This window comes from Streptomyces sp. NBC_01635 (genome assembly GCF_045209715.1).
GTDB lineage: Bacteria > Actinomycetota > Actinomycetes > Streptomycetales > Streptomycetaceae > Streptomyces > Streptomyces hirsutus.
The window spans coordinates 775,649-801,599 of the sequence record NZ_CP109277.1 but is presented as its reverse complement, the minus strand read 5'-3'; the positions used below and the strand labels follow the sequence as shown (position 1 = coordinate 801,599).

The window sequence follows — 25,951 nt, the reverse complement described above, 5'->3', positions numbered from 1 at the left end:
CGATGGCATCCGTTCTGCACATCGACGTGCCCTGGCTGCTCCAACGGCACGAGGAGGTCCTCCCGGACCAGCCCACCGTCAACGACTTCTCGGCGCTGGTCGCCGCCGTCGCCCGGCACCGCGTCGACCCGCCCCGTCTCGGCGTGGACTCGGACGCGGCCTGGCGGGCCGCCGCCCTGCTGCACACTCTCGCCCTGCTCCGCCCCCTGCCGTCGGCCAATGCCCGCTTCGCCTGCGCCACGGCGGTGGCGTACATGTTCGTCAGCGGCGTCGGCATCGACCCGCCCTACGGCGCGATCGTCGACCTCGCCCGCGATCTGATGTCCGGAACGACGGATGTCTACGGAGCCGCGGACCGGCTCCGCTCCTGGCAGATCTGACACCACCACCGGAATGCGAGAACCGGGGAACCACGGGAAAACGCAGGTGGAAAGCCGATGCGGGCGACTCCGGGCACGCTTTTCCTTTGACTTCCTGTCAACGAGCGGAGGTTTCCCCGGTGCTTGTTGGCCGTGCGCCGGTTGTGCGAGAGTGAGCCCCCCGTGAGGGGGTAAAATCCGGGGTTGCACGCGCGTTGATGAACCGGGTCCGCTTTCACCGTCGGTGAATTCGCGCCCTCCCGCGCAACGCCGCCAAAGAGGTATGGACCACGTGGGACTTCCCTTTTCGGCGCCAGAACTTCTGTGTCACCTGCGTGTGGGAAGGAACCATCTCAGTGCCCACCCCTCATTCCTCCCGGTCTCCTCATCCCCCTCCCGGAGGGGGCCCGGGGGAGTCCGACGAGTCCCTCGCCGCACGGTTGCGAGGCAGTCCGGAGGGTGAAGCCACCCACTCCGTCGCGCTGCTGACGGCACGTCACTGGCGGGCCGTGCACGACTACGCGACCATCTGCCTCGCCTCGTCGGGGCCGACCGCCGCCATGGTCACCGCGGCGGCGCAGCACCGCGTACTGAACCGGGTCGCCCTCGGCGAACCGGCCGTCGCCCTGCGCCCCGTGCTGCTGGTGGCCGTACGGGACACGGTCCGGGAATGGGCCTCGGACGACCGGACCGCCGGCGCCCTGCCGGAGCTGCTGAAACCGGCCGGCGGACGCGGCATGCGCGCGGCCAGGACGATGACGCCGGAGAACCGCACGCTCGCCCAGCGCTCGTTCCGGTCCCTGCCCGCCCTCGCCCGCTGCGTGCTCTGGCACGTCGAGGTCGAGGCCGAACCCGTATCCGTCCCGGCCGGCCTCCTCGGCATCGATCCCGACGTCGCCTCGGGAACGCTCCAACAGGCGCGTGACACCTTCCGCCAGGGCTGTGTCCACGCCCATCAGGAACTCGCGCCGACGAAGGACTGCCGGTTCTACAACCGGCTCCTCGACGTCCCCATCCGCCGCGGCGGGACCCTGCTCCCCGATGTCCAGCAGCACCTGGCGGAATGCCGCTACTGCCGGAACGCGGCCGAGCAGCTGAGCCATTTCGAGGGCGAGCTCGGCACGCTCATCGCCGAGGCCGTTCTCGGCTGGGGCGCCCGCCGCTACCTCGACTCGCGCCCCGGCCGGGCGACCCCGGGCCCGCGCGGCGGCCGCACCACCCGCCGCGGACACGGGTCGGGCGGCAGCCGGCATCGCCTGCTGTCCCGGATCCCCGCTCCCGCCCTCCTCACCGGCCTCGGACTCCCGGATGCCGTGCGCTCCACCAGGACCCTGCTCACCGGCCTCGGCGCCGTCTCGGCCGGCGTGCTGGTGAGCGTGCTCATCGCCGGGGGCTCCTCACCCGACGGCAGCGGCACCGACCCGACCGGCGCCACCAGCGCGGCGGGCGGCCGGGGGGTCGTGCCGACCGAGTCCCCGCCGGGCGTGGCCGGACTGCCCACGGGTCCGCAGCCGGCCCTCCTGCGCAACGTCGCCTCCGACCTGTGCCTCGACACCCGGGGCGAGCCTCAGGACGGCGCCGGCGCCCGGCTCACGGGCTGCTCCTCGCGGCTGAGTCAGCAGTGGACCTACGAGGAGGACGGACTGCTGCGCAGCGTGGCCGACCCGGGCCTGTGCCTGGACGCGCACAAGGACGCCGGGGTCGTCGTCCTCGCCACCTGCGCCGACGCCGGCGAGAACCGCGCCGACGACGTCCGCTACGACCTCACCGGACAGGGCGAGTTGCTGCCCCGCTGGGACGAACGGCTGGCGCTCACCCCGGTCGCCCCCGATGCGAACGCCGACATCGTCATCAGGGTGCGGGACCGGACCGAGGACCAGCGCTGGGTGACCGAGCCGGTGGCCTCGGCGGAGAAGGCCCTGTCGATCAGCCCCACCCGCACCCCGGCGGCACGGCACACGGAGCAGGCCGGGCCGGTTGCGTGAACGGCGCGCCGGGGCAATGACACGAACCGCGCGCCGGGCCGGGGAGCGGGCGCGGGAGCCCGCCGCCCCGGCCCGGCGCGCGGTGCCCGGCCGGGTCAGCCGGTGCCCTCCACGAGGTCGCCGGGCCCGATCGTGGCCGGGGTGGCATGCCCGGACAGGGCGAGGGTCAGGTCCAGCTCGGCGAGCAGGCAGCGGATCACGTGCTCGACCCCCGCCTGCCCGTCGAGGCCGAGCCCGTAGACGTAGGGCCGTCCGACGAGCACGGCCCGCGCGCCGAGGGCGAGCGCCTTGAAGACGTCGTCGCCGGTGCGGACACCGCTGTCGAACAGCACGGTCAGCCGGTCGCCGACGGCGGCCACCACCCCGGGCAGCGCGTCCGCCGCCGCGACGGCCCCGGCCACCTGACGGCCGCCGTGGTTGGACACCACCACCCCGTCCATCCCGGCATCGGCCGCGAGCCGGGCGTCGTCCGGGTGCAGCACACCCTTGAGGAGGATCGGGCCGTCCCAGTTCTCCCGCAGGAACGCGAGGTCGGGCCAGGTCTTGGCGGGGTCGGAGAACATGCCGACGAAATGCATCACCGCCGCGTTCGGATCCTCGTGCACGGGTTTGGCCAGACCGGCCCGGAACGCGGGGTCCGAGAAGTAGTTGGCGGTACCCACCCCGTGCAGGAACGGCAGAAAGGCCTGGTCCAGGTCGCGCGGCCGCCAGGACAGCAGGGGGGTGTCCAGGGTGACCACCAAAGCCGTGAACCCGGCGGCCCCGGCCCGGCCCAGGAAACTCCGGGCGACCTCGGGGTCCTTCGGCCAGTACAGCTGGAACCAGCGCTCCGCGTCCCCCATCGCCTCCGCGACCTGCTCCATCGGCGTGCTGGACGCGGAGGACAGCACGAACGGCACACCCCGCGCCGCGGCGGCCCGCGCCGCGGCCGGCTCGGCGTCCGGGTGCATCAGCGACAGCACCCCGACCGGCGCCAGCGCGAGCGGCGCCGGCAGCGCGCGGCCGAGCACCTCCACCGACAGATCACGCTCGTGCACGTCCCGCAGCATGCGCGGCACGATCCGGCGGCGGGCGAGAGCCGCCCGGTTGGCGCGCGCGGTACTGCCGTCGCCCGCGCTGCCCGCCACATAACCGACCGGCCCCGGCCCGAGCCGCCGCTCGGTCAGCTCCTCCAGCCGGGTCAGGTCCGTGGGCAGCCGGGGCACGGCACCCGTCATCCCGTTCAGGTAGATCTCGTACTGGAAGTCCGCCCAGTTCCCGGCCATACGCCGTCCCCGCCTCTCCTCGTCCAGCCGACTGAATCATGAACAGAAGGCGTCGCGGAACGGTCCGTCGGGAACGGAAACGGAATGTTTCAGGCCTATTGCGTAACAGCGGGAATTCGGCCATCTGGCCACTTCGCACCAGCACCGCCCGTGCGGTTGCTGGGTTCACGCTCGCGCATTCCGTGACTTCACGCCACTGATTCAATACGCAATGTTACCGAAAGCGGCCCGGTCGACGTGTGTTTCCGCGGCGGACTCGGCAGACTCCCGCTCGCCGGTTCGGCACCACCGAGCACGGGCCGGCGATTCGTCGAAACGAGCGGAAGGATGCACACCATGCGGAACACCGCGCGCTGGGCCACCACCATCGGCCTGACCGCCGCAGCCGTCTGCGCACCTCTGTCCGGAGCCGCGTCGGCCGCGCCGGGCGGCGCACCCTCCGCGCTCTACGCCCCGTCGGCCCTGGTGCTCACCATGGGCCACGGAGAGAGCGCCATGACCGTCACACCGGAGCGCGCGGTCACCCTGACCTGTGCCCCCGGCCCCTCCGGCACCCACCCGGCCGCGGCCGCGGCGTGCGGGGAGCTGGCCGAGGCGGACGGTGATCTGCAGGCCCTCACGGTGAGAGACGGCGTGTTCTGCACCCAGCAGTACGACCCGGTCGTCGTCACCGTCGACGGGGTGTGGCAGGGGCAGCGGCTCTCGTACGAGCACACCTTCGCCAACGAGTGCGTGATGAACGCCCACGGTTCGGGCGTCCTCGCGTTCTGAGACCGGGACCGCACGGTTCCCGTGACCGCGTGGCGGTCGGGTACTGGGGAGTGCCGACCTCCTCGCGGAACGTGCGGCCCCGCAAGGGGAGGCCGGCGGGCGGAGTGGGGCCGCCCGCCGGCCTCCGGCGTGTCCGGGGGCCGGCGTCCGGGCCAGTGGCCGCGGTGTCCGCCCGCGTCACGCCAGCTGACGCCGCACCAGCTCGTGCAGCCGGCCGCCCGGGTCGGCGAGCAGCCGGGCCGGCGACCCCTGCTGGACCACCTTGCCCTCCTCCATCACCACCACCCGGTCCGCGTCCATCACGGTGGACAGCCGGTGGGCGATGACGACCCGGGTCGCCCGGAGCGCCTTGGTGCTCTCGATCACCGTGCGCTGCGTCTCGTTGTCCAGGGCGCTGGTCGCCTCGTCGAAGAAGAGGATGCGCGGCCGACGGATCAGGGCCTGGGCGATCATCAGCCGCTGCCGCTGGCCGCCGGAGACCGCGCCGCTGCCCGAGACGATGGTGTGCAGTCCCATCGGCATCCGTTCGATGTCCTCGGCGAGCCCCGCCATCTCGGCCGCCGCCATCGCCTCCTCGGGCGTGTACGGCTCGGTGCCGCAGATGACGTCCAGGACGGAGCCGGTGAACGGCTGGGCGTGCTGGAGCACCACCCCGCACTGGCGGCGCACCGCCGACCGGTCGAGCGCGGCCAGGTCCTGACCGTCGTACAGCACACTCCCCGACAGCGGCCGGTCGAAGCCGATGAGCAGCCGCAGCAGCGTGGACTTGCCGCAGCCGCTGGGGCCGACGACCGCCACGAACTCGCCCGGCCGGACCTCGAAGGAGACGTCGTCCAGGACCAGCGGACCGTCGTCCGAGTACCGGAAGGACACCCGCCGCGCCTCGATCGCCCCGCTCAGCGGGCCCGGCCGGGTACTGGCCGCCCGCACCTCGGGCGTCGCGTCCAGCACCGGCCGGATCTGCTCGAACAGCGGCAACGCGGCCACCCCGGAGACGAACGCGCCGGTCAGCTGGGTGACCGAGGTCAGCACCATCGTCACCGACGTGTTGAAGGTGAGGAACTCGGCCGCCGTCATCGAACCGCGCGCCGGACCCGCCAGCAGCATGAACATCGCCAGCGTGCACAGCGGCAGATAGACCGCGCCCAGCACCGCCGTCAGATTCTTGATCCGGCCGGCCTTCTGCTGGAGCTCCCGGCTGCGGGCGAACTCGGACGCCCACGCCCCGTACGCGTAGTTCTCCGCCGCCGCCACCCGCAGCTTGGGCAGGCCGCGCAGCGTCTGGAAGGCCTGGTTGTTCAGCTTGTTGGTGAGCACCACCAGGCGCCGCTGCCACCGCACCTGCCACAGCCCGAGCCCCGTGAACACCGCGGCGACGGCGAGCAGCATCCCGATCGCGGCCAGGGCCATCGGCACGCTGAACCACAGCAGCAGCCCCAGGTTCACCGCGCCGACGGTGACGGACTGGGCGACCGTCGGCCCGACACCGGCCAGCAGCCGGCGGATGGCGCTGATGCCCATGGCCGCGCTCGCCAGCTCGCCCGTCGAACGTTCGGTGAAGAACGACGTCGGCAGTCGCAGCAGCCTGTCCCACACGGCGGGCTGGAGCGTGGCCTCCACCCGGCCCTCCAGCCGCAGCAGGGTGAGGTTCTGCAGCAGCATGAAGGCGGCGGCGACCACACTGCTGAGGATCACCGCGAGACACACCTGCACGATCAGCCCGGTCTGCGCCTTCGGCACGAACTCACCGAGCACCTTCCCGGTCGCGAGGGGCACAAGGGCCCCGAGCACCACCGTGACCAGCCCGCTGAGCAGCAGCCCGGTCAGATCGCCCCGGGTGCCCGCCATGCAGAACCGCATCAGCCGCAGCGGACCGAGCCGCCGCTCGGGCAACGGCCGGTAGAACATCACCGCGTGCGGCTCGAACTCCGCGGCGTTGGCCTTCTCCACCGGTGTCTCGCGCCCCGTCGCGGGATGCACCGCGACATAGCCGCCGCGCCGCCACAGCAGCGCCACCGGCGCCCCGGACAACGCCCGGTGCCCCACCAGCGGCCCGACGTCGTCCCGCCACCAGTGGCCGTCCAGCCGTACGGCGCGCGTGCGCAGCCGGGACGCGAGGGCGATCCGCTCGACCGGATCGAGACGGTCGCCGCCGGTGCCCGACCGGGCCGGCTCGGCGAGCGGGATCCCGGCCGCCTCGGCGACCAGCCTGCAGGCCGCGTACGTGGCGTCCGCGTCGGCCGCGGTCGTCCCCTTCGACGACCGCTTGCCGATCGAGGCGAGCAGCGTCCGGTCGGCCTGGGCGCGGACCGCCTCACCGGCCCTGATGCCCTCCGCGGTCCGCGTCTCGTGGGTGTGCTCGAGCTGCTCGATCCAGCGGTCCAGCGTGGTCATCAGCCGGTACTGCTGCTCGACCAGGCTCTGCCACAACGCGGGGTCCATCAGCAGGTCGGCCGCCGCCTCGGCCCCGTACAGCGAGCCGTACTGCACACTGCCCGGCGGCACCTGCATCCAGAACACGTCGTCGTCGCCGGGCGCGGCAGTCCCCTCGGTGGCCATCGGCGCCTGGAACAGCACCGACAGACTGCGGCCGACACCGAGGGCGAGGGCGTACTCCAGCGGGCTGCTCGTCGGCGGGACGTACTGCGGGGTTCCGTACTCGTCGTACGACCAGGTCTGAGTGCCCGCCCCCTGGTACAGCTCGCGCAGGCCGATCCGGTGCACCACGCAGTCCCGCAGCGGGCGGGCCACCAGCGTGTGCCGCGGCCCCGCCCCCGGACCGAGCAGCAGCGAGCCCGCCTCCAGCCGGCCCAGATGGTGCCAGTGGCCCTGCTCCTCGGCGTCGACCGCGAACAGGTCCACCGAGCCCGAGACGATCAGCCACAGAGTCTGCGGCCCCGTCAGGTCCAGCCGGCCGAATCCGGCACAGTCCACCCGGGTGCCCAGCGCCCCGAGGGCGCCCAGCACGAGGTCGCCCCCGTGCCCCTCCCGCACGGTCGTCGTCATCTCAGCGCTCCCTGACCAGTGCGGCGTACGCGCCACCGCGCGCCACCAGTTCCTCGTGCCGCCCGCGCTCCACGACCGTGCCGTGGTCGAGGACGACGATCTCGTCGCTGTCCCGGACCGTGCTCAGCCGGTGCGCGATCACCACACAGGCACAACCGCGGCGGCGCAGGTTGTCCATCACGACCAGCTCGGTCTCGGCGTCCAGCGCGCTGGTCACCTCGTCCAGGACCAGGATGCTCGGCCGCCGCACCAGCGCCCGCGCGATCTCCAGCCGCTGGCGCTGCCCGCCGGAGAAGTTCCGGCCGTCCTGCTCGACCCGGCTGTGGATGCCGCCGGGCCGGCGGGCGATCACGTCGTACAGGGCCGCGTCCCGAAGCGCCTCCACCACCGCCTCGTCCGGGACCGACGGGTCCCACAGCGCCACGTTGTCGCGGACGGTGCCCTCGAAGAGGAACACGTCCTGGTCGACGAAGGACACGGAAGCGGCCAGCGCCCCGCGCGGAATGTCCTCGATGCGCCGGTCGTCGATCCGGATCACTCCTTCCCAGGGCGCGTACAGCCCCGAGATCAGGCGTGACACCGTCGACTTGCCGCTGCCGGAGCCGCCGACCAGTGCCACCTGCCGGCCGGGGCCGACCGTCAGGTCGAAACCGGTCAGCAGCGGCTTGTCCAGCGGGTTGTAGCCGAAGGCGATGTTCTGCAGCTCCACATGCCCGTGCAGCCGGCGCGTCGAGTCGCCGGCGCCGGCACGGTCGTGGAGCGGGTCGGCCCGGAAGTTCTCCACGTCCTTCAGCCGGGCCACGTCGGCCGCGAAGTCCTGGATGCGGCCCGCGACCCCGTTCAGCCGGGTCAGCGGTGCCGTGAACCGGGCGACCAGTGCCTGGAAGGCGACCAGCAGACCGACCGTGATGTGCCCCTCGACCGCCCGCATGCCGCCGATCCACAGGATCAGCGCGCTGTTCAGGGTGGCGAGCGTCGGCGCGACCACGCCGAGCCAGGCGGTCGGCACCCCGAGCCGCTGCTGCTCCTCCAGCGTGGTGGCGTGCTGTCCCGCCCACTTGCGGAAGTAGCCGTCCTCGCCGCCGGTCGCCTTCATCGTCTCGATCAGCTGCAGACCGGTGTACGCCGTGTTGGTGAGCCGCGCGGTGTCCGCGCGCAGTTTCGCCGTACGGGTCGCGCGCAGCCGGATGACGATCCGCATCGCCAGGACGTTCAGCAGCGCCACCCCGACCCCGACGAAGGTCAGTTGCGGGTCGTATGTGTACAGCAGCACCGCGTACAGCACGACCACCACCACGTCCACGCCGGCCGCCGAGAGGTCGCGGGACAGCGTCTCGGCCACGGCGTCGTTGGACTGCAGCCGCTGCACCAGGTCCGCCGGACTGCGCTGGCCGAAGAACGTCACCGGCAGCCGCAGCAGGTGCCGCAGGAAGCGGGCGCTGGACAGGGTGGAGGAGATGATCCGGCCGCGCAGCAGATTGGCCTGCTGGAGCCAGGTCAGCACCAGGGTGAGCAGGACGCAGGCACCCATCGACGTGAACAGCACGCCCAGCATCGATGTCCGCCGGCCGATCAGGAACTCGTCGATGAAGGTGCGGCTGAGCCCGGGGACCGTCGCGCCGACCGCCACCAGCAGCAGGCTCGACAGCACCACCGCGGGCATCGTCCCCGCGGTGCCGCGCAGCCGGGCCGGCATCGCGCCGAGGACGCCCGGCCTGCGGCCGCCCCGGGTGAACTGCGGCCCGGGTTCCAGGACCAGGACGACACCGGTGAAACTGCCGTCGAACTCCTCCAGCGGCACGAAGCGGCGGCCCTTGCCCGGGTCGTTGACGAACACTCCGCGCCGTCCGAACCGGCGGCCCATGCCGTCGTAGACGACGTAGTGGTTGAACTCCCAGAAGAGGATGGCCGGCGCCGTGATCTCGGCGAGAGCGGCCAGGTCCATCTGCATGCCCTTGGCGGTCAGTCCGTAACCACGGGCCGCCTTCAGCAGGTTGCTGGCCCGGGAGCCGTCCCGGGAGACACCGCAGGCGATCCGCAGCTCCTCCAGCGGGACATGACGGCCGTAGTGGCCGAGCACCATCGCCAGCGAGGCGGCGCCGCACTCCACGGCCTCCATCTGGAGCACGGTGGGTGTCCGGACGGTCCCTCCGCGCGCCTTGGGTACCTTGCGCCGGGCCGGGGCGGCCCGCCGGCGGCCGCGGGTCTCCTGAGGGTTCGTCGTCATGGCAGCAGCCAGTCGACGGGGCGTTCGTCGGACAACCGGACGGAGCCCGAGGCCAGGGTCATCGAAGTCAGCGGGAACGGCGGGCCGTCCGCCGAGGACCACGTGTAACCGCTCTTCGTGGCGGACGACTTCTCCAGTTCGACCGTGACGGCCACCGGCCTGCCCTTCTCCGTGAACTGTTCGCCCAGCTGACCGTCCCCGAGGAAGGCGGCGATCTGCCGGGCCGACTGCCCGGCGCGGTCCACCGACTTCACTCTGCCGCGCAGCACCCCGTACTCCTGGCTCGGCACCGACTGCACGGTGAGATCGACGGCCGCGCGCGCGGGGATGCCGGCCGCGCTCTCGGCGGGGACGTACACCGTCGCGTACAACGGGTCGTCGGACCCGGAGACCTTCTCCACGGCGGCGACGTCCGCGCCGGTCCGGATGATCTGCCCGACGTCGGCGGCGAGCGTGGTGACCCGGCCCGCGTCGAGGGTCCGGACGACCGTGTCACCCCGCTCGGTACGGATTTCGAGGACGGGGGATTCGGCGGGCAGCCGCTCGCCCTGCTTCACGAGGACCGCGGTGACCTGGCCGGCGACCGGGCTCTGCAGTACGTAACTGCCCTGCCCGTGCGTCAGGACGGCGGGTGCGGTCACCGTGGAGGTCACCGATCCGGTCACCGCCCACACCGAGGCGGTGGCCATGGCGACCACGGTCACGGCGAGCACGAGCCAGCCCTGCGGCCGGGCGAAGCGCACCGGGAGGTCGAGCTCCTCGGGCGACTGGAGCTTGGCGAGGGCCTGTTGGCGGAACTGCACGGTTCTTCCCTCACCTGTGTGAACTCTGCGAAGAACGGAGACGGACTGCGAGCATCGGGACGGACTGCGAAGGGCCGCCGAGGACGGCGGGGCATGACGGAGGAAACGCCGAGCCCCGGAGCCGGGGGGCGGCTCCGGGGCTCGGCGGCACAAGGGCGCGATCAGAGACCGGCGACCAGGTTCGTGACCGGAGCGGTGTTCAGGCCGGTCACACCCTCCGCGGTGCCGACGGCCGTGTCGACCAGGCCGGAGACCGGGGCGATGCCGTCCACCGAGCCCGTGAGGGTGTTCACGGCGTTCACGGACAGGCCGCCGGAGACGTTGTCGAGCTCGGAGTCGGAGATCTCGACGGTCTCGACCTGGGGGGTGGAGTTCATGATGGAACTTCCCTTCGTATGGATATGTCACAAGGGGGAGCGGCCTTCCGGGGACAGAGCGAAGGCCGCGGCCGCGGGCGCCGGACCCCCGTCACCGGGTGTCCGGAACGGCCCTGCGGTGCGATGGATCAAAGCACGCCCCGGCTCCGGCCCTCCACTCGGCCAAACCCCTCACCAGGCACTTTGTGGCCGTGTCACGCCGAAGAGTGCAGACAGGGCGACGGCCCGGTGGCGACTTCTTCACAGGGGTCACCGCATCGCCCCCTCCTATGGGTTGCACCCCTCGAGAGGGAATCCGGCACAACGGCCCCAAAGGCATGAGTGGGACGGCCGGCTTGTGGAGGGCTCCCGGCTCCGGTGACCGGGCTGGGCATTCGGTGTGCAGATTCGCCGAAGCCGGGATTCCGCATCCCGGGAGGGACGGAACGTGCGTGTCCGGTCGCGGTGCGTGTCGCCTTCGGGAGGGTCGCCCTACGCCGGGCCGGACGCGCCGGTCGGCCGATTCCGTGTCCCAAACCGGTTGACCGCAAATGGATTTGAACGCCCGGCGGGACCCGTGCGTACCAACAGCCATCCAGGCGCCCCCGACAGCCGCCGGACGGCGGCACGACTCCGGTCCCCCCAGGAGGTCGAGAAGTTTGAGTCACAAGCGAATTCCGAAGCGCAAGGCCGCGATAGCGGTGGGCGGTGCGGTGGCGCTCGGCGCCGCCGTGATCCTGCTCCCCCACGCCAACGCGTCACAGGACGGCGCGTCGAGCGACGCGGCGACCGCGCCGAAGACCCTCAAGGCGACGGATGCCTCGGACCTCGCCTCACAGCTCGCCGGGCTCCTCGGCGACGCGTTCGCCGGCTCCTACTACGACGGCGACAAGCAGCAGCTCGTCGTCAACGTCGTACCCGGCGACAACAACAACGTGATCGTGCAGGCGAAGAAGGCGGGCGCGACCGTCCGCGAGGTCGACAACAGCATGACCGAACTTGCCGAGGGCAAGCGGACGCTGAAGACCGAGGCCACCATCCCCGGCACCTCGTGGGCCGTCGACCCGCGCACCAACAAGATCCTGGTCACCGCCGACTCCACGGTGACCGGCGAGAAGTGGGACAGACTGGAGTCCACCGTGCAGGGCCTCGGCTCCGGCATGGCGACCATCAAGAAGTCCGAGGGCACGTTCAGGACCTTCGCCTCGGGCGGGGACGCGATCTTCTCCGGCGGCGCACGCTGCTCGCTCGGCTTCAACGTCACCGCGGACGACGGCGCGCCCGCCTTCCTGACCGCCGGTCACTGCGCGGTCGCGGCCGACGAGTGGTCCGACGCGCAGAACGGTCAGCCGATCGCCACCGTCGACCAGGCGGTCTTCCCCGGCGAGGGCGACTTCGCACTCGTCCGGTACGACGACCCGGCCACCGAGGCGCCGAGCGACGTCGACGTGGGCGGCCAGACGGTCCAGATCACCGAGGCCGCGGAAGCCACCGTCGGTCAGGAGGTGTTCCGGATGGGAAGCACCACCGGGCTCGCCGACGGCCAGGTCCTCGGACTCGACGCCACGGTGAACTACCCGGAGGGCACGGTCACCGGTCTCATCCAGACCGACGTCTGTGCCGAGCCCGGTGACAGCGGCGGCTCGATGTTCACCCAGGACGGCCTCGCGATCGGTCTGACCTCGGGCGGCAGCGGCGACTGCACCGTCGGCGGCGAGACCTTCTTCCAGCCGGTCACCACCGCCCTGGCGGCGGTCGGCGCGACCCTCGGCGAGGCCGGCGCGGGCGCCGGAGCCGGCGACCAGGCGGGTGGCGAAGAGGCCGGTGGTGAGGACGCCGGAGCCGGCGAGGCCGGAGGAGAGGACGCCGGTGCGGACGACCAGGCCGGCGAAGTCGGCGGCGAGGAAGCGGGCCAGGACGACGGAACCGGTTACGGTGCCGGCCAGGGCGCCGAGGACGGCGCGGGCGACGACGGCCTGACCGAGACCCACTGACCGACCGGATCCCGCCGACGGCCCCCCGGCGTTCCTGCCCTCAGCCCTGAACGCTCCCCCCGGCACAGCCGAGGACGGGCCGAAGGCGGGCCGGCCGGACCGGGCCCACCGCCGCCCCCGGTCCACCACGGCACACCGTGGTGGACCGGGGGCGGCGGCACGCCGATCCGCGCAGGCGTCCCGCACGCCGACGGCCGAGGCGCGCGGCACCTGGCTGCCGGCGGTCGGCCCGGACATCGGTATCCCGTCGAACCGCCTCCACGACCGACGGGTCCGGGTACCCGCGATGACCGAAGTGCCCAGCAGTGGCGCCGTGGCGGTGCCGGCGACCCGCCCGTTCGGATCGAGCGAACACAGCCCGTACGGGAGCCGGGCCCTCATCCGCGCCGCCTCCACCGTGCCGAGCGAGCCGGTCATGCCGCTCACCGGCCGCGCGGCCGGCGGATCCGGCTCCGAAGGCGGCGGATTCTCCTCGGCGGCCCGTTCGGGCGCGTCGCGCACGGCGAGCGCGGCAGCCCTGCCGTGCATCGCCCCGCCGCCGGCTGTCCGCCCCGCCGGAGGGAGGCGTGATGCCGCAGGGGGCTGCGCAAGTGTCGTACAAGCGCTGTAATGGCCAACGTGGTCGGTCAGGGCGCTGCGGGACGCAGCACGAGAACGCTGCGCGCGGAAGGCGCCCTCGCGACGATCACCACCGAGCCGGAAGCGCCGGACCGGGTGCGCAGGGTCCTGGAACAGGCCCTGGTCTTCGCCGGCGCCGCCCTCGTCGCCGTGTACACGCCCAGTGAGGACGGCGAGCAACTGCGCCTGGTGGAGTCGGCCGGTGTACCGCGGACCCTGTGCGGGGTGCGGGACAGCTATTCCGCCGCCGGGCACTCCCCGGCCGCCGAGGCCGTACGCGGCGGCCGTCCGGTGTGGCTCGGCCCCGAGGAACTCGCCGCCCAGGCCCAGGCACGGCGCGTCCCGGCCCGCGACTTCTCCCTCGCCGCCCTGCCCGTGCAGCACGGGGCCGGCGGCTGCCTGCTCGCCGTCAGCGAGCGCCCCGGCGGCTTCGACCCCGACGACCGCGTCTGCCTCGGTCTCGTCGCCGACGCGGTCACCCTCCCCGGGCGGCAGCCCACGGCCGACGGTGACGGCGAACCGGCGCCGGATGCCTTCGTCCTCGCCATGGACACCGGACGGGTCCGGGTGGGCGACGGCATCCTGGGCCTCTTCGGCCTCGGCCCGGACGACTTCGACGGCCGCGTCGAGACCCTCATGGGCCTGACGGTGCCGGAGGACCTGCCCTCCGTGATGTCGGTCGTCGAGTCCGACCACATGACCATCGGCGAGCGCGAGCTGGATTTCCGGGTCGAGCAGCCCGCCGGCCCGCCGAAGTGGCTCAGGCTGCGCGGCCGACTGCTGCCGGGAGGGGAGGGCCGGCCGGCCCGCCTGGTGGGCTCCGTCGCCGACGCCTCCACACTGCGCGCCGACGTCACCGACGTGGCCCGGGTGCAGCGCCTGGCCACCGCACTCGCCACGGCGGTCACCGTCCGCGAGGTCGGCAAGGCCGTGGTCGCGGCCCTGCGCGGGCCGCTCAGAGCCGACCGGATCGCGGTCGCCGAACTGGAGGGCGACCGGCTCGTCGTCACCGTCCTCGACCCGCCGGAACCGGACGCCTGGCCGGACCTGTGGCGTGCCGAGTGGCCCGACGCGCCCGTGCGCACCATGCCCACCCTCGCCGCCGTCCTGCGCGAGGGCCGGGCCCGGATCTGGTCCGCGGACAGCGCCCTGGAGACCTCCCTCGCCGAGGTCGGGCCGGGCGGTCTCGCCATGCTGCCGCTGTCCGCCGGCAACCGCACGGCCGGCGCCTGCCTCATCGGCTGGGACGCCCCGCACCACTTCGGCGCCGACGAGCGTGCCCTGCTCACCGCCGCCGCCGGTCTCGCCGGACAGGCCCTCATGCGGGCCCGTGCCTTCGACGCCGAGCACGAACTGGTCGGCATGCTCCAGCGCCAGCTGCTGCCGCGCCGACTGCCCCGGCTGCCCGGCGCGGTCGCCGTCGCCCGCTATCTGCCCAGCACCGCGGGCCTCGAACTCGGCGGCGACTGGTACGACGTGATCCCGCTGCCCGACAACCACGTCGCCCTGGTCATCGGCGACGTCCAGGGCCACAGCGCCGGCGCCGCCACCCTCATGGGGCAGATGCGCACCGCGCTGCGCGCCTACGCCGTCGAGGGGCACACACCCGACGTGGTGGTGTCGCACGCCAACCGGCTGCTCGTGGACATGGAGAGCGACCTCTTCGCCACCTGCTGCTACGTCGAGATCGACCTGGAACAGGGCTCCGGCTGGTGCGTACGCGCCGGACATCTGCCGCCGGTGCTGCGCCATCCGGACGGCAGTACCGAGATCGCGGAGTCGGAGGGCGGACCACCGCTCGGCGTCGTGGCCCGGGCCGACTTCCCGATGAGCCCCCTGAGGCTGCGGCCCGGCACGGTGGTCGCGCTCACCACGGACGGCCTGGTCGAGTCCGTCGAGGCCGACATCGACGAGGGCATGGACCACCTCGCCCGCCGGCTGGCCGCCGCCGACCCGGCCGACCTGGGGCTGGTCGCCGACGGCCTGCTCGGCAGGGCCCCGCGCAGTGACGACGTCGCCCTGCTGCTGATGCGCTACGAGGGCATGACCCTGCGCCCGCTGCGGGAGACCTGGACGGTGTGGCGGGTGCCGCAGGCCGTCGGCCACGCCCGCCGCTTCACCCGGCGCACCCTGCGCTCCTGGGGCGTGGGCGAGGACCTCGACACCGCCCTGCTCGTCGTCTCCGAACTGGTCACCAACGCGCTCGTGCACACCGAGGGGCAGGTCCGCCTCGACCTCACCCTCGTCGGCGACCGGCTCCGCCTCGCGGTCGCCGACGCATCGCCCCGCAGTCCCGCCAAGCCGAACAGCATCGGCTGGGAGGCCACCGGCGGCCGCGGCATCCTGCTCGTCGAGGCCCTGTCGGCGGCCTGGGGGACGGTGCCGGTCAGCGGCGGCAAACAGGTGTGGGCGGAACTCGGCACGCACCGGTGAGCAGGCGCGGTTCCGGCCGTCGACGACACTCCCGACACGACTGTCATCCCTTCGGGTGACATGCCGCGGTGTGCGCGTCCCGGTCCCGGGCCCGCCACCGGCCCGGTCCGTCTCCGTACCCGCCCCGCCCGGACCGCACCGAGGGAACCCGGCGCCCGCGCAAGGGCGTTGACGTACGGGCCCGACGGACGGGCCGACGCGCCCGACGGACGGGCCGGGCGCCCCCGCGCGGCACGAATCAGTGGTCATCGGCCGAAAACACCGTGCCTGGACGAGTCTCGTCGGGGATTTCATAATGAACCGTTAAAACAAGTGATGTTCCCCGTGCCGCGCACCACTATGGTGAGGCAGATGAAGGCTCTCGTGCTGTCCGGCGGCGCCGGCACCCGGCTGAGGCCGATCACCCACACCTCGGCGAAACAGTTGGTCCCCGTGGCCAACAAGCCCGTGCTCTTCTACGGGTTGGAATCGATCGCGGACGCCGGCATCACCGACGTCGGAATGATCGTCGGCGACACGGCCGAGGAGATCGAGAACGCGGTGGGCGACGGATCGAAGTTCGGCCTGCGCATCACCTACATCCCCCAGGAACGGCCCCTGGGGCTGGCCCACGCCGTGCTGATCGCCCGCGACTGGCTCGGGGACGACGACTTCGTGATGTACCTCGGCGACAACTTCATCGTCGGCGGCATCACCGGACTCGTCGACGAGTTCCGCCGGCACCGGCCCGACGCCCAGATCCTGCTCACCCACGTCGCCGACCCCCGCTCCTTCGGCGTCGCCGAGCTCGACGCGAGCGGACAGGTGATCGGCCTCGAGGAGAAACCCGAGCGTCCCAAGAGCGACCTCGCCCTGGTCGGCGTCTACCTGTTCACCCCCGCCATCCACGACGCGGTGCGCGCCGTCAAGCCCTCCTGGCGCGGCGAACTCGAGATCACCCACGCCATCCAGCACCTGATCGACTTCCGCGCCGACGTGCGCTGCACGGTCATCCACGGCTACTGGAAGGACACCGGCAACGTCGTCGACATGCTGGAGGTCAACCGGTCGGTCCTCGAAGGGATCGAGCGCCGGATCGACGGCGAGGTGGACGAAGCCTCCGAGACCATCGGCCGGGTGGTGATCGAGGAAGGGGCCCGCATCAGCAACTCGCGCATCGTCGGCCCCGCCGTCATCGGCGCCGGCACGGTCGTCGGCGACTCCTACGTCGGACCCTTCACCTCCGTCGCGGAGAACTGCCGGATCACCGACAGCGAACTCGAGTTCTCCATCGTGCTGCGGGACTCCTCGATCGACGGCGTCCGCCGCATCGAGTCCTCACTGATCGGCCGCCACGTCGAGGTGACCCCGGCACCCAGCGTCCCCAGCGCCCACCGATTCGTCCTCGGAGACCACAGCAAGGTGCAGATCCACACATGAACCTCCTCGTCACCGGAGCCGCCGGCTTCATCGGCTCCCGCTACGTCCGTACGCTGCTCGCCGCCGACGCGCCCGACGCCGCCGACGCGCCGAGGATCACGGTGCTGGACGCGCTCACCTACGCCGGCACCCTCGACAACCTCGAACTCGACCACCCCCGGCTGGAGTTCGTCCACGGCGACATCCGTGACGCCGATCTCGTCGGCAAACTGACCGCCGAGGCGGACCAAGTGGTCCACTTCGCCGCCGAGTCGCACGTCGACCGCTCCATCCTCACCGCCTCCGACTTCGTCCTCACCAACGTGCTCGGCACCCAGGTCCTCCTCGACGCCGCCCTGCGCCACGGCGTGGACACCTTCGTGCACGTCTCCACCGACGAGGTCTACGGGTCGATCGCGTCGGGCTCGGCGACCGAGGCGTACCCGCTCGAACCCAGCTCCCCGTACTCCGCCTCCAAGGCCTCCTCCGACCTGCTCGCCCTCGCCTACCACCGCACCCACGGCCTGGACGTCCGCGTCACCCGCTGCTCCAACAACTACGGCCCGCACCAGTTCCCCGAGAAGGTGATCCCGCTCTTCGTCACCCACCTTTTCGACGGAGCGAAGGTCCCGCTCTACGGCGACGGCCTCAACGTCCGCGACTGGCTGTACGTCGACGACCACTGCGTCGGCATCGACCTCGTGCGGACCCGGGGCAGGGCCGGCGAGGTCTACAACCTCGGCGGCGGCACCGAACTCACCAACAAGGACCTCACCGGCCTCCTCCTCGAAGCCTGCGGCGCCGGGTGGGACCGGGTCGAGCACGTCGAGGACCGCAAGGGCCACGACCTGCGCTACTCCGTCGACTGGACCAAGGCCCGCGACGAACTCGGCTACCGCCCCCGCCACGACTTCACCACCGGCCTCGCCGAGACCGTCGCCTGGTACCGCGACAACCGTGCCTGGTGGGAGCCGCTCAAGCAGCGCGTCAGCGGAGGAAAGCCATGAAATGGCTGGTCACCGGAGCGGGCGGGATGCTCGGCCGGGACACCGTCGACGAACTGACCCGGCGCGGCGAGCAGGTGACCGGCCTCGACCGGGCCGCCCTCGACATCACCCGGGCCGAGGCCGTCGAGCGCGCGCTGTCCGAGCACCGCCCCGGCATCGTGGTCAACTGCGCCGCGTACACCGCCGTCGACGACGCCGAGACCGACGAGGAGCGCGCCACCCTGGTCAACGGCGACGGACCGCGCCTGCTGGCCCGCGCCTGCGCCGCGCACGGCGCCCGGCTGATCCACGTCTCCACCGACTACGTCTTCTCCGGCGACGCCCGCGCCACCCCCTATCCCGAGGACCATCCGACCGCCCCGCGCACCGCCTACGGCCGCTCCAAGCTGGCCGGCGAGCGCGCCGTGCTGGAGGAGCTGCCCGGCGCGAGCGCCGTCGTGCGCACCGCCTGGCTGTACGGAGTCCACGGCACCAGCTTCGTGCGGACGATGATCGGTCTCGAGGCCCGCCGCCCCACCGTCGACGTCGTCGACGACCAGCGCGGGCAGCCCACCTGGAGCGCGGACGTCGCCGCCCGCATGGCCGACCTCGGTCCCCGCGTCGGCGACGACGTGCACGGCGTCCTGCACGCCACCAGCTCCGGCGAGGCCACCTGGTACGACCTGGCCCGGGAGGTGTTCCGGCTGATCGGCGCCGACCCCGACCGGGTGCGGCCCACCACCGGAGCGGCCTTTCCCCGGCCCGCACCGCGCCCCGCGTACAGCGTCCTCGCGCACGACCGCTGGCAGGACATCGGCCTGCCGGCACCGCGTGACTGGCGCGTCGCCCTGCACGAAGCACTGCCCCGCATCCGCAAGGAGAGTCCCCCTTCGTGAAACGCCATGAGTTCCTGCGCGCACTGCACAAGGCCAGCGCCAACCGCAACTACCTGGAGATCGGCGTCAACGACGGCCGCAGCCTGCGCCTGTCACGCGTCCCCAGCATCGCGGTCGACCCCGCCTTCAAGGTCGTCTCGGAACTGAAGTGCGACGTCCACCTGGTCAAGGCCACCAGTGACGACTTCTTCGCCCGCGACAACCCGCTGGCCCACCTCAAGGGCGGTCGGCACCCGCTGCGCAACCTCCGCCGCGGCCGCAGCCCCATCGGACACTGGCGGCGCACCACGCTCGACCTGTCCTTCATCGACGGCATGCACCTGTTCGAATACGCCCTGCGCGACTTCATGAACGTCGAGAAGCACTCCGACTGGTCCAGTGTGATCGTCCTGGACGACATGCTGCCGCGCAGCGTCGACGAGGCCGCCCGGGACCGCCACACCACGGCCTGGACCGGCGACGTCTACAAGATCACCGAGGTGCTGGCGCGCTACCGCCCCGATCTGGTGACGGTTCTCGTCGACACCCAGCCCACCGGCCAGCTCGTGGTCTTCGGCGCGGACCCGGACAACACCGTGCTGCACGACAAGTACGACGAGATCATGGCCGAGTACAAGGTGCCCGACCCGCAGAAGGTGCCCGAGACGATCCTGGAGCGGGCCGGCGCGGTGTCCCCCGAGGCGCTGATCGAGGCCGGTTTCTGGCGTCCGCTCACCCAGGCCCGCAACCGCGGTCTGCCGCGGCGCCTGGGCTGGGAGCCCCTGCGCCGCGCGCTCGACCAGGTCGGCGTCAGCCGCTGAGCCCCCTGCCGCGCAGCTCCTCGTAGCGTGCGCGGCAGGCCTCGTACGACGGCAGCTGGCCGAGGCGCTCCGCCTCGGCCAGCGTCGGCGCCTGCCCGTCCTTCGGCGACAGCACCGGGTCGATGCCCTGCGGCCACTCGATGCCCAGGGCCGGGTCCAGCGGGTGCACCCCGTGCTCGCGGCCCGGCGCGTAACCCGTCGAGCACAGGTACACCACCGTCGCGTCGTCGGTGAGCGCCATGAAGGCGTGCCCCAGTCCCTCGGCGAGGAACACCGCGTGCCGGCTGTCGTCGTCCAGCCGCACGGCCTCCCAGCTCCCGTACGCCGGTGACCCCACCCGCAGGTCCACCACCACGTCGAGCACCGCGCCGCGCACACAGGTCACGTACTTGGCCTGGCCGGGCGGCACGTCCGCGAAATGCACCCCGCGCAGCACGCCGCGGCGCGACACCGAGCAGTTGGCCTGCGCCAGCGACAGGTCGTACCCCGTCGCCTCGCGGAACTCCTCACCGCGGAACCACTCGTGGAAACTGCCCCGGTCGTCCGGGAACACCTTGGGCTCCAGTACCCAGGCACCCTCCAGGTCCAGTGCGCGCACCGGTCACCACCTCCCCTTGATCAGCGGCGCCACCCTCGCACGGGCGGCGCCGAGCGCCCGCCGCGCCCTGCGCAGCAGTTTCTCCCCGGTACCGGGGCGCGGAACCTGCACCACCAGCACCCCGCCCCGGCCGACGCGGAGCGCGAACGGCAGCCCGCCGAACCGCGGTTCGGCGGCCTCCGGGTCCAGACAGAGCGCCACCCGCCAGACACCGCGGGGAAGACCCGAGGGCAGCGTCGCCCCCAGCCGCGACCCCGGCCGTTCCGGCTCGGCCGTCAGCGCGCCCGGCGCGTACAGGGTCCGGCCCGCGGAGGCGAACCGGAGCCGCACCGCAGTGCCGTCCGCCGTGTGCAGCGGGATCCGGGCGTGCAGGCGCGTCCCGGACACCGAGACGTCCGGCCGCCGCACCTGTCCGAGGCCGAGCCGTCTGCCCTTCACCCCGACGTCCAGGGAGAGGTTGCCGTGCGGCTCCGTCCAGTACGGCAGGACCGCCCGGCCCGCCGTCACTCCCGCGTACGGTTCCGGGCGGGTGGCGCGCGGGGCCGGACCCAGGCGGCACTCCTTGGTCCAGCCGCCCAGCTTGAGCCGCACGACGGCGTCCCAGGCCCCGTCCCCCGGCAGCACGGCCGGGTCGACCGTGGCCGTGGCCCGCAGCACCAGCCGCACCCGCTCCCCGCCGTCGACCGCAACCGTCTCCCGGGTGAACTCCACGGGCTGGAAGTACTGGGCGGAGCTGGCGCGTTCACGCAGCAGCAGATCGGCGGTGGCCTGGTCGAAGCGGGCCACGGTCTCCGTGCCGATCCACGCCACCGCCTCCTCCACGTTCTTCGGCGTATCGGTCAGCGGGGCACGGTCGGCAGCGGCGGGGAACGTCATCGGCGCGCCCCCGGAGGCGTATTCGGCGGTGAAGCCGAGGCGCAGCGAACCGCCCTCCCACTCCACGCTCGTGGGCGCCGCGGCCGGCACGACCCCCGCCTCCCACTCGGCGAGCGCCACCACGTCGTCGTAACGGTCCGCCGCCGTCAGCGAGGCGACGACCTGCTGCGTCGGCTGCAGCCCGGCCGCGACGGCGGGCCCGAACCGCTCGACCACCACCTTGTGGATCTCCCCGAACAACTCCCTGCGGTAGTCGTCCGGCAGGCCCAGCAGCCGCTTGGCGCGCAGCCGTTCCACCATCTCCACCCGCAGCCAGCGGCGGAACAGCCGGTCACGCACCGGGCCGGGCTCTGTGTAGCGCTCGACCACGTCGAGCGCCTCGCGGAGGTTGGTGAAGTAGCCCACCGGGTCGAAGCGCTGGAAACCGGCGTTGGAGGCGTCGTCGCGCCGGATGTGGTAATAGCAGACGTAGTCGCTGAGGACGGAGACGTTGGCCGCGCGCAGGTACGCCTCGGTGACGAAGACGTGGTCCTCCAGGCGCCGCCGTCCCTCGGGGAACCGCAGCCCGATCTCGTCGAGGAACGCCCGGCGGAACATCTTGTGCGGGGTGAGGCTGTCGATCAGCGGAGCGTTCTCCACCGTGGCCCGCGGATGGTTGCGGCGGAACAGTTCCACCGGCACACTGCGGTTCTTGCCGGCCATCTTGCCCACGACGACGTCCGCGCCGTTGGCCACCCCGTACGCGTACATCCGCTCCAGGGCCTCGTCGCCCAGGTAGTCGTCGTTGTCGACGAACATCACGAACTCGCCTCGGGCGGCGGCGATCCCGACGTTGCGCGGCTTGCCGGACCAGCCGGAGTTCTCCTGGTGGATCACCCGCATCCGGGGGTCCTCGGCGGCCAGCCGGTCGAGCCGTGCGGGAGTCCCGTCGGTGGAGCCGTCGTCGACGAAGATCGCCTCGTACTCCTCGGGAGGCAGGGACTGCCGTCGCAGCGAGGAGACGCAGTCCTCGATGTAGGTCCCCGGGTTGTACACGGGGACGATGACGCTGACCTTGACCGGCATCTGGATGTGTGGCCCTTCGGGTCGCTTGCCGTCGAACGGGCGGCTTGGTGCGCGTTGCCCGATCGTAACCCCGTGGCCACCCCGGTCCCGCCTTTCAAACGCCGTCGAGACCGTGCCGTGATCGCCCTTCGCACGCCGGGTCGATCGGCGTACGGAAAAGGGTATGTGAGGAGTGATCAGCTCTTGAAGGGCCGACGCTCGGAGGACCGGACCGCTTCGTGTCGGTGGAAGCGGCCCGGACACTGCGAGTAGATGCGCTTTTCACGGACCTCCTTCCGCGTTCGGAGGTATACGGGGCCGATTACCCGCACCGGCACGGTTCACACATACCTTTTATATCTATTTGTCGACCCTGATGTCAGGTGCGGCGCCGCCTGCGGATCCGTGCGACCAGCAGGCCCAGGACGACGGCGCCCGCAAGCGCCGCGGCGGCCCGCTTGGCGACCGGCAGACCGGCGGTGCGCAGCAGGTCGAGGGGCTCCTCCGGCGGGGCCTCGGCACGCCGGACGGCCTGCGGCGCACCCGTCGCGACAGCCGCCTCCGACGTATCGGCCGCCCCGGTCTCTCCGGCCGTGCCGGGCGGCCGCGTCAGCTGTTCGGAGAGGCAGGCGGCGAACCGGCCGATGATCCGCTCGCCGACCTCCGCCAGCACCCCGCGACCGAACTGCGCCGGCCGCCCGGTCACCGTCAGGTCGGTACGCACCGACACCGCCGTGCCGCCGTCCTGCTCGCCGAGCGTCGCCGTGACGGTCGCCCGCGCGGTGCCCTGGCCCCTGGTCTCCCGGCCGCTGGCGACCAGCACCATCCGGTGGGCCGTCTCGTCCCGTTCCTCGAAGACGGCCGTGCCCCGGTAGGTCACGGTGACCGGACCCACCTTGACCTTGACCGAGCCGGTCACCGTCTTGCCGTCGTACTCCTCGACGGTGGCCCCCGGCAGGCACGGCGCGACCCGTTCGATGTCGAGGAGCGCCGGCCAGGCGTCGTCGACCGGGACGGGAACGGTGAACTCGTGATGCAGTTCCATGTCTTCCACCTCGCGGTTCGGTTCTCGGGTGACCAGGGAAGGGGACAGGGGCCGAGGGCTCGACCGGGCCCGGGCGGCTCAAGGGCGTTCAGGGCGTGGGCACGGGCGGATGGACCGCTCCCTCGGTCGCGGACAGCGGTGCGCCCGTGCCGCCCCAGCGCAGCGCGACGATCTCGGCGGCCACCGACACCGCCACCTCCTCGGGCGTACGGGCCCCGAGGTCGAGCCCGACCGGTGAGCGCAGCCGGGACAGCTCGTCCCCGGTGAGCCCGGCCTCGACCAGCCGGTCCCTCCGGTCCGTGTGGGTGCGGCGACTGCCCATCGCGCCGATGTAGGCGGCCGGCCGGCGCAGTGCCTCCAGGAGCAGCGGCACATCGAACTTCGGGTCGTGGGTGAGGACGCAGATCACCGTGCGCTCGTCGGTCTCCGTGCCCTGCAGATACCGGTGCGGCCAGTCCACGACCACCTCGACGCCCTCCGGGAAGCGGCGGGGCGTGGCGAACACGGGGCGGGCGTCGCAGACGGTGACCCGGTAGCCGAGGAAGGCGCCGATCCGGGCCACGGCCGCCGCGTAGTCGATCGCCCCGAAGACCAGCATGCGCGGCGGCGGCGCGAAGGACTGCAGGAACACACTCACCGCGTCCTCCCGGCGCTGCCCCCGGGGCCCGTAGTGGCGCAGCCCCGTGGCGCCGAGGGCGAGTTCGCCGCGCGCGTCGGCGGTGACCGCCGCGTCCAGGCCGGTCGTCCCCAGGGTGCCCGCCAGCCGGCCCCGCCACACGGCCAGCGTGGCCCCGCGCGGCGCGGGACCGTCGGTCACCGTCGCCACGGTCACCGGCTCGCCCGCGGCGACCGACTCCGCGACGGCGCCGAACGCCGGGTCCCGCTCCGGCGTCACCGGGCGCACGAGCAGGGTGATCTCGCCGCCGCAGGTCAGGCCGACCGCGAAGGCGTCGTCGTCGCTGTAGCCGAAGGTCTCCAGCCGGGCTTCGCCGTCACCGACGACCTCCCGGGCCAGTTCGAACACCGCGCCCTCGACGCACCCACCGGACACACTGCCCACCACCTCGTCGTCCGGCCCCACGGCCATCGCCGCGCCCGGATCACGCGGTGTGCTGCGGCTCGCGCCGACCACGGTGGCGAGGCCGAACGGCCGGCCCGCGGCGTACCAGCCGGTGAGCGCCGGGAGGATGTCACGCACGGCGGGTTCCTTCCCCGGGGAGGGCGGCCGGGGCGGATGCGGCGACCCGGCCGGGGGAGGCCCGGTCGGGCGGGGCACCCCGTACCACCGCCGCCAGGTTCTCCAGGGCGGCCAGGCTGTGGCCCTCGACGAACGCGTCCACGCTCGGCAGCGCCGCCGCCATCCCCGCCGCCAGCGGGGCGTAACCGGGACGTGCCTTGAGCGGATTGGCCCAGATCACCCGGTGGGCCAGCCGGTGCAGGCGGCGCATCTGGGCCGCGAGGAGCTCGGGGTCGCCGCGTTCCCAGCCGTCCGACAGCAGCACCACCACGGCGCCGCGGGCCATGCCCCGCTGCCCCCAGCGGTCGAGGAACTCCCGCAGCAGCACACCGAGCCTGGTCCCGCCACGCCAGTCGGGCACCGCGGCCCAGGCCGCGCTCAGGGCCGGGCCGGGGTCCCGGTGGGACAGCTCCCGGGTCACCCGGGTCAGCCGGGTGCCGATCGTGAACACCTCCGCCGTCCGGCCCCGTACGGCGGCGTGCGCGAAGCGCAGCAGCGCGTCCGCGTACGGCGCCATCGACCCGCTGACGTCGACGAGCAACACCAGACGGCGTGGCCGTTCGGCCCGGACCCGGCGCCGCAGCCGGGCCGGTTCGCCGCCCTGCCGCAGCAGCTCCCGCACGGTCCGGTGCGGATCCACGTCCCCGCGCCGGGCGGGCCGTCGCCGTGCCGTGCGCCGGACCTCGCCGCGCGGTGCCAGCGCCGCCAGCAGCCGCCGCACCTGCTCCCGCTCGGCGGCGGCCAGGTCCGCGAGGTCGCGGTGGCGGAGCGTCTCGGTGGAACTGGCCCGCGTGGCCAGGGGCGGCCCCGGATGCTCCTTCTCCGTGCCGCCCGCACGGCGGCCCGCGGCGTCGCGCACCACGAGCCGCTGCCTCGGGCGGGGAGCGGCCGGTGCCGGTGGTCCGCCGGGCTCGCCGGTGCCGAAGTACGCGGCGAAGACCCGGTCGTACCGCTCCAGGTCGTCCGGTCCGGCGCACAGTGTCAGCCGCCCCGCCCAGTACACGTCCGTCCGCGCCCCGGGCCGCAGGGCGTCCACCGCGCGCAGGAACGCGTGCACCCGCTCCGCGCTCGCGTCGGCGCCCGCCGCGCGCAGGGCGCGGGCGAACCCGAGAAGCACCGCGACCGCTTCGGGCGGGTCACCGGCCCGCACGTCCTCCGCCCGCACGCCGCCGTTCCGCGGGTCCCGCTCTTCGCCCGGCGCCGGGCGTCCCCGCGCAGCCCCACCGGTCACATCCGCCACGCCTGCCATGTCCG

General features: G+C 73.0%; 19 protein-coding genes. 9 read left to right on the top strand and 10 right to left on the bottom strand.

The genetic code is table 11. The annotated features are described in order from the left end of the window. Window positions 1-2 precede the first annotated feature (2 nt). Window positions 3-380: a hypothetical protein gene (locus OHB56_RS04000; RefSeq protein WP_055595341.1), complete on the top strand. Its 378-nt coding sequence runs from the start codon at window positions 3-5 to the stop codon at window positions 378-380. Between the two features lie 335 nt (window positions 381-715). Next, window positions 716-2,344, top strand: a complete 1,629-nt coding sequence (locus OHB56_RS03995; protein WP_406351629.1) for an RICIN domain-containing protein — start codon at window positions 716-718, stop codon at window positions 2,342-2,344. Between the two features lie 95 nt (window positions 2,345-2,439). On the opposite strand, the gene OHB56_RS03990 is transcribed toward OHB56_RS03995, so the two are convergent. Further along, window positions 2,440-3,609, bottom strand: coding sequence for an alpha-hydroxy-acid oxidizing protein (locus tag OHB56_RS03990; RefSeq protein WP_406351627.1), 1,170 nt, complete (start codon window positions 3,607-3,609; stop codon window positions 2,440-2,442). Between the two features lie 336 nt (window positions 3,610-3,945). Here OHB56_RS03990 and OHB56_RS03985 point away from each other — a divergent pair, with 336 nt between their 5' ends. Beyond that, window positions 3,946-4,380: a subtilase-type protease inhibitor gene (locus OHB56_RS03985; protein ID WP_326756502.1), complete on the top strand. Its 435-nt coding sequence runs from the start codon at window positions 3,946-3,948 to the stop codon at window positions 4,378-4,380. A gap of 177 nt (window positions 4,381-4,557) precedes the next feature. Here OHB56_RS03985 and OHB56_RS03980 read toward each other — a convergent pair whose 3' ends face one another. From OHB56_RS03980 to OHB56_RS03965, 4 genes are all read right to left on the bottom strand, one after another. Next, window positions 4,558-7,386, bottom strand: a complete 2,829-nt coding sequence (locus tag OHB56_RS03980; RefSeq protein WP_326756503.1) for an NHLP bacteriocin export ABC transporter permease/ATPase subunit — start codon at window positions 7,384-7,386, stop codon at window positions 4,558-4,560. Window position 7,387: 1 nt separating this feature from the next. Beyond that, window positions 7,388-9,613 carry an NHLP family bacteriocin export ABC transporter peptidase/permease/ATPase subunit gene (locus tag OHB56_RS03975; protein WP_326756504.1) on the bottom strand — a complete coding sequence of 742 codons (2,226 nt, stop codon included), beginning with the start codon at window positions 9,611-9,613 and terminating at the stop codon, window positions 7,388-7,390. Continuing rightward, window positions 9,610-10,416 carry an HlyD family efflux transporter periplasmic adaptor subunit gene (locus OHB56_RS03970; RefSeq protein ID WP_406351625.1) on the bottom strand — a complete coding sequence of 269 codons (807 nt, stop codon included), beginning with the start codon at window positions 10,414-10,416 and terminating at the stop codon, window positions 9,610-9,612. The genes OHB56_RS03975 and OHB56_RS03970 overlap by 4 nt, the downstream gene beginning before the upstream one ends. Window positions 10,417-10,577: 161 nt before the next feature. Next, window positions 10,578-10,793, bottom strand: coding sequence for a type A2 lantipeptide (locus tag OHB56_RS03965; RefSeq protein ID WP_326756506.1), 216 nt, complete (start codon window positions 10,791-10,793; stop codon window positions 10,578-10,580). A 638-nt stretch (window positions 10,794-11,431) separates the two neighbouring features. Between OHB56_RS03965 and OHB56_RS03960 the strand changes: the two genes are divergently transcribed. The 6 genes from OHB56_RS03960 (at window position 11,432) to OHB56_RS03935 (ending at window position 19,897) form a co-directional block, all read left to right on the top strand. Further along, the gene (locus OHB56_RS03960) at window positions 11,432-12,766 is read left to right on the top strand and encodes a S1 family peptidase (protein ID WP_326756507.1); all 1,335 of its coding nucleotides are present in this window, start codon (window positions 11,432-11,434) and stop codon (window positions 12,764-12,766) included. A gap of 609 nt (window positions 12,767-13,375) precedes the next feature. Continuing rightward, a complete protein-coding gene (locus OHB56_RS03955) occupies window positions 13,376-15,817 on the top strand; it encodes a SpoIIE family protein phosphatase (protein ID WP_406351623.1) in 2,442 nt (813 codons plus the stop codon). A gap of 351 nt (window positions 15,818-16,168) precedes the next feature. Beyond that, the gene (locus OHB56_RS03950; RefSeq protein ID WP_326756509.1) at window positions 16,169-17,236 is read left to right on the top strand and encodes a glucose-1-phosphate thymidylyltransferase; all 1,068 of its coding nucleotides are present in this window, start codon (window positions 16,169-16,171) and stop codon (window positions 17,234-17,236) included. Beyond that, window positions 17,233-18,222, top strand: coding sequence for a dTDP-glucose 4,6-dehydratase (rfbB, locus tag OHB56_RS03945; protein WP_326756510.1), 990 nt, complete (start codon window positions 17,233-17,235; stop codon window positions 18,220-18,222). Before OHB56_RS03950 ends, rfbB begins: the two co-directional genes overlap by 4 nt. Next, entirely contained in the window at window positions 18,219-19,097 is an 879-nt protein-coding gene (gene rfbD / locus OHB56_RS03940) for a dTDP-4-dehydrorhamnose reductase (RefSeq protein ID WP_326756511.1), read from the top strand. Before rfbB ends, rfbD begins: the two co-directional genes overlap by 4 nt. Next, a complete protein-coding gene (locus tag OHB56_RS03935) occupies window positions 19,094-19,897 on the top strand; it encodes a class I SAM-dependent methyltransferase (RefSeq protein ID WP_406351621.1) in 804 nt (267 codons plus the stop codon). Before rfbD ends, OHB56_RS03935 begins: the two co-directional genes overlap by 4 nt. On the opposite strand, the gene rfbC is transcribed toward OHB56_RS03935, so the two are convergent. From rfbC to OHB56_RS03910, 5 genes are all read right to left on the bottom strand, one after another. Continuing rightward, a complete protein-coding gene (rfbC, locus tag OHB56_RS03930; protein WP_406351619.1) occupies window positions 19,887-20,495 on the bottom strand; it encodes a dTDP-4-dehydrorhamnose 3,5-epimerase in 609 nt (202 codons plus the stop codon). The two genes, OHB56_RS03935 and rfbC, sit on opposite strands and share 11 nt — an antisense overlap. 3 nt (window positions 20,496-20,498) lie before the next feature. Then, entirely contained in the window at window positions 20,499-22,436 is a 1,938-nt protein-coding gene (locus tag OHB56_RS03925; RefSeq protein ID WP_406351617.1) for a glycosyltransferase family 2 protein, read from the bottom strand. A gap of 358 nt (window positions 22,437-22,794) precedes the next feature. After that, window positions 22,795-23,460 carry an SRPBCC family protein gene (locus OHB56_RS03920; RefSeq protein WP_326756514.1) on the bottom strand — a complete coding sequence of 222 codons (666 nt, stop codon included), beginning with the start codon at window positions 23,458-23,460 and terminating at the stop codon, window positions 22,795-22,797. Window positions 23,461-23,548: 88 nt separating this feature from the next. Next, window positions 23,549-24,658 (bottom strand): XdhC family protein, encoded by a 1,110-nt coding sequence (locus tag OHB56_RS03915; protein ID WP_326756515.1) that lies wholly within the window; start codon window positions 24,656-24,658, stop codon window positions 23,549-23,551. Continuing rightward, window positions 24,651-25,946, bottom strand: coding sequence for a vWA domain-containing protein (locus OHB56_RS03910; protein WP_406351614.1), 1,296 nt, complete (start codon window positions 25,944-25,946; stop codon window positions 24,651-24,653). The genes OHB56_RS03915 and OHB56_RS03910 overlap by 8 nt, the downstream gene beginning before the upstream one ends. Window positions 25,947-25,951 lie beyond the last annotated feature (5 nt).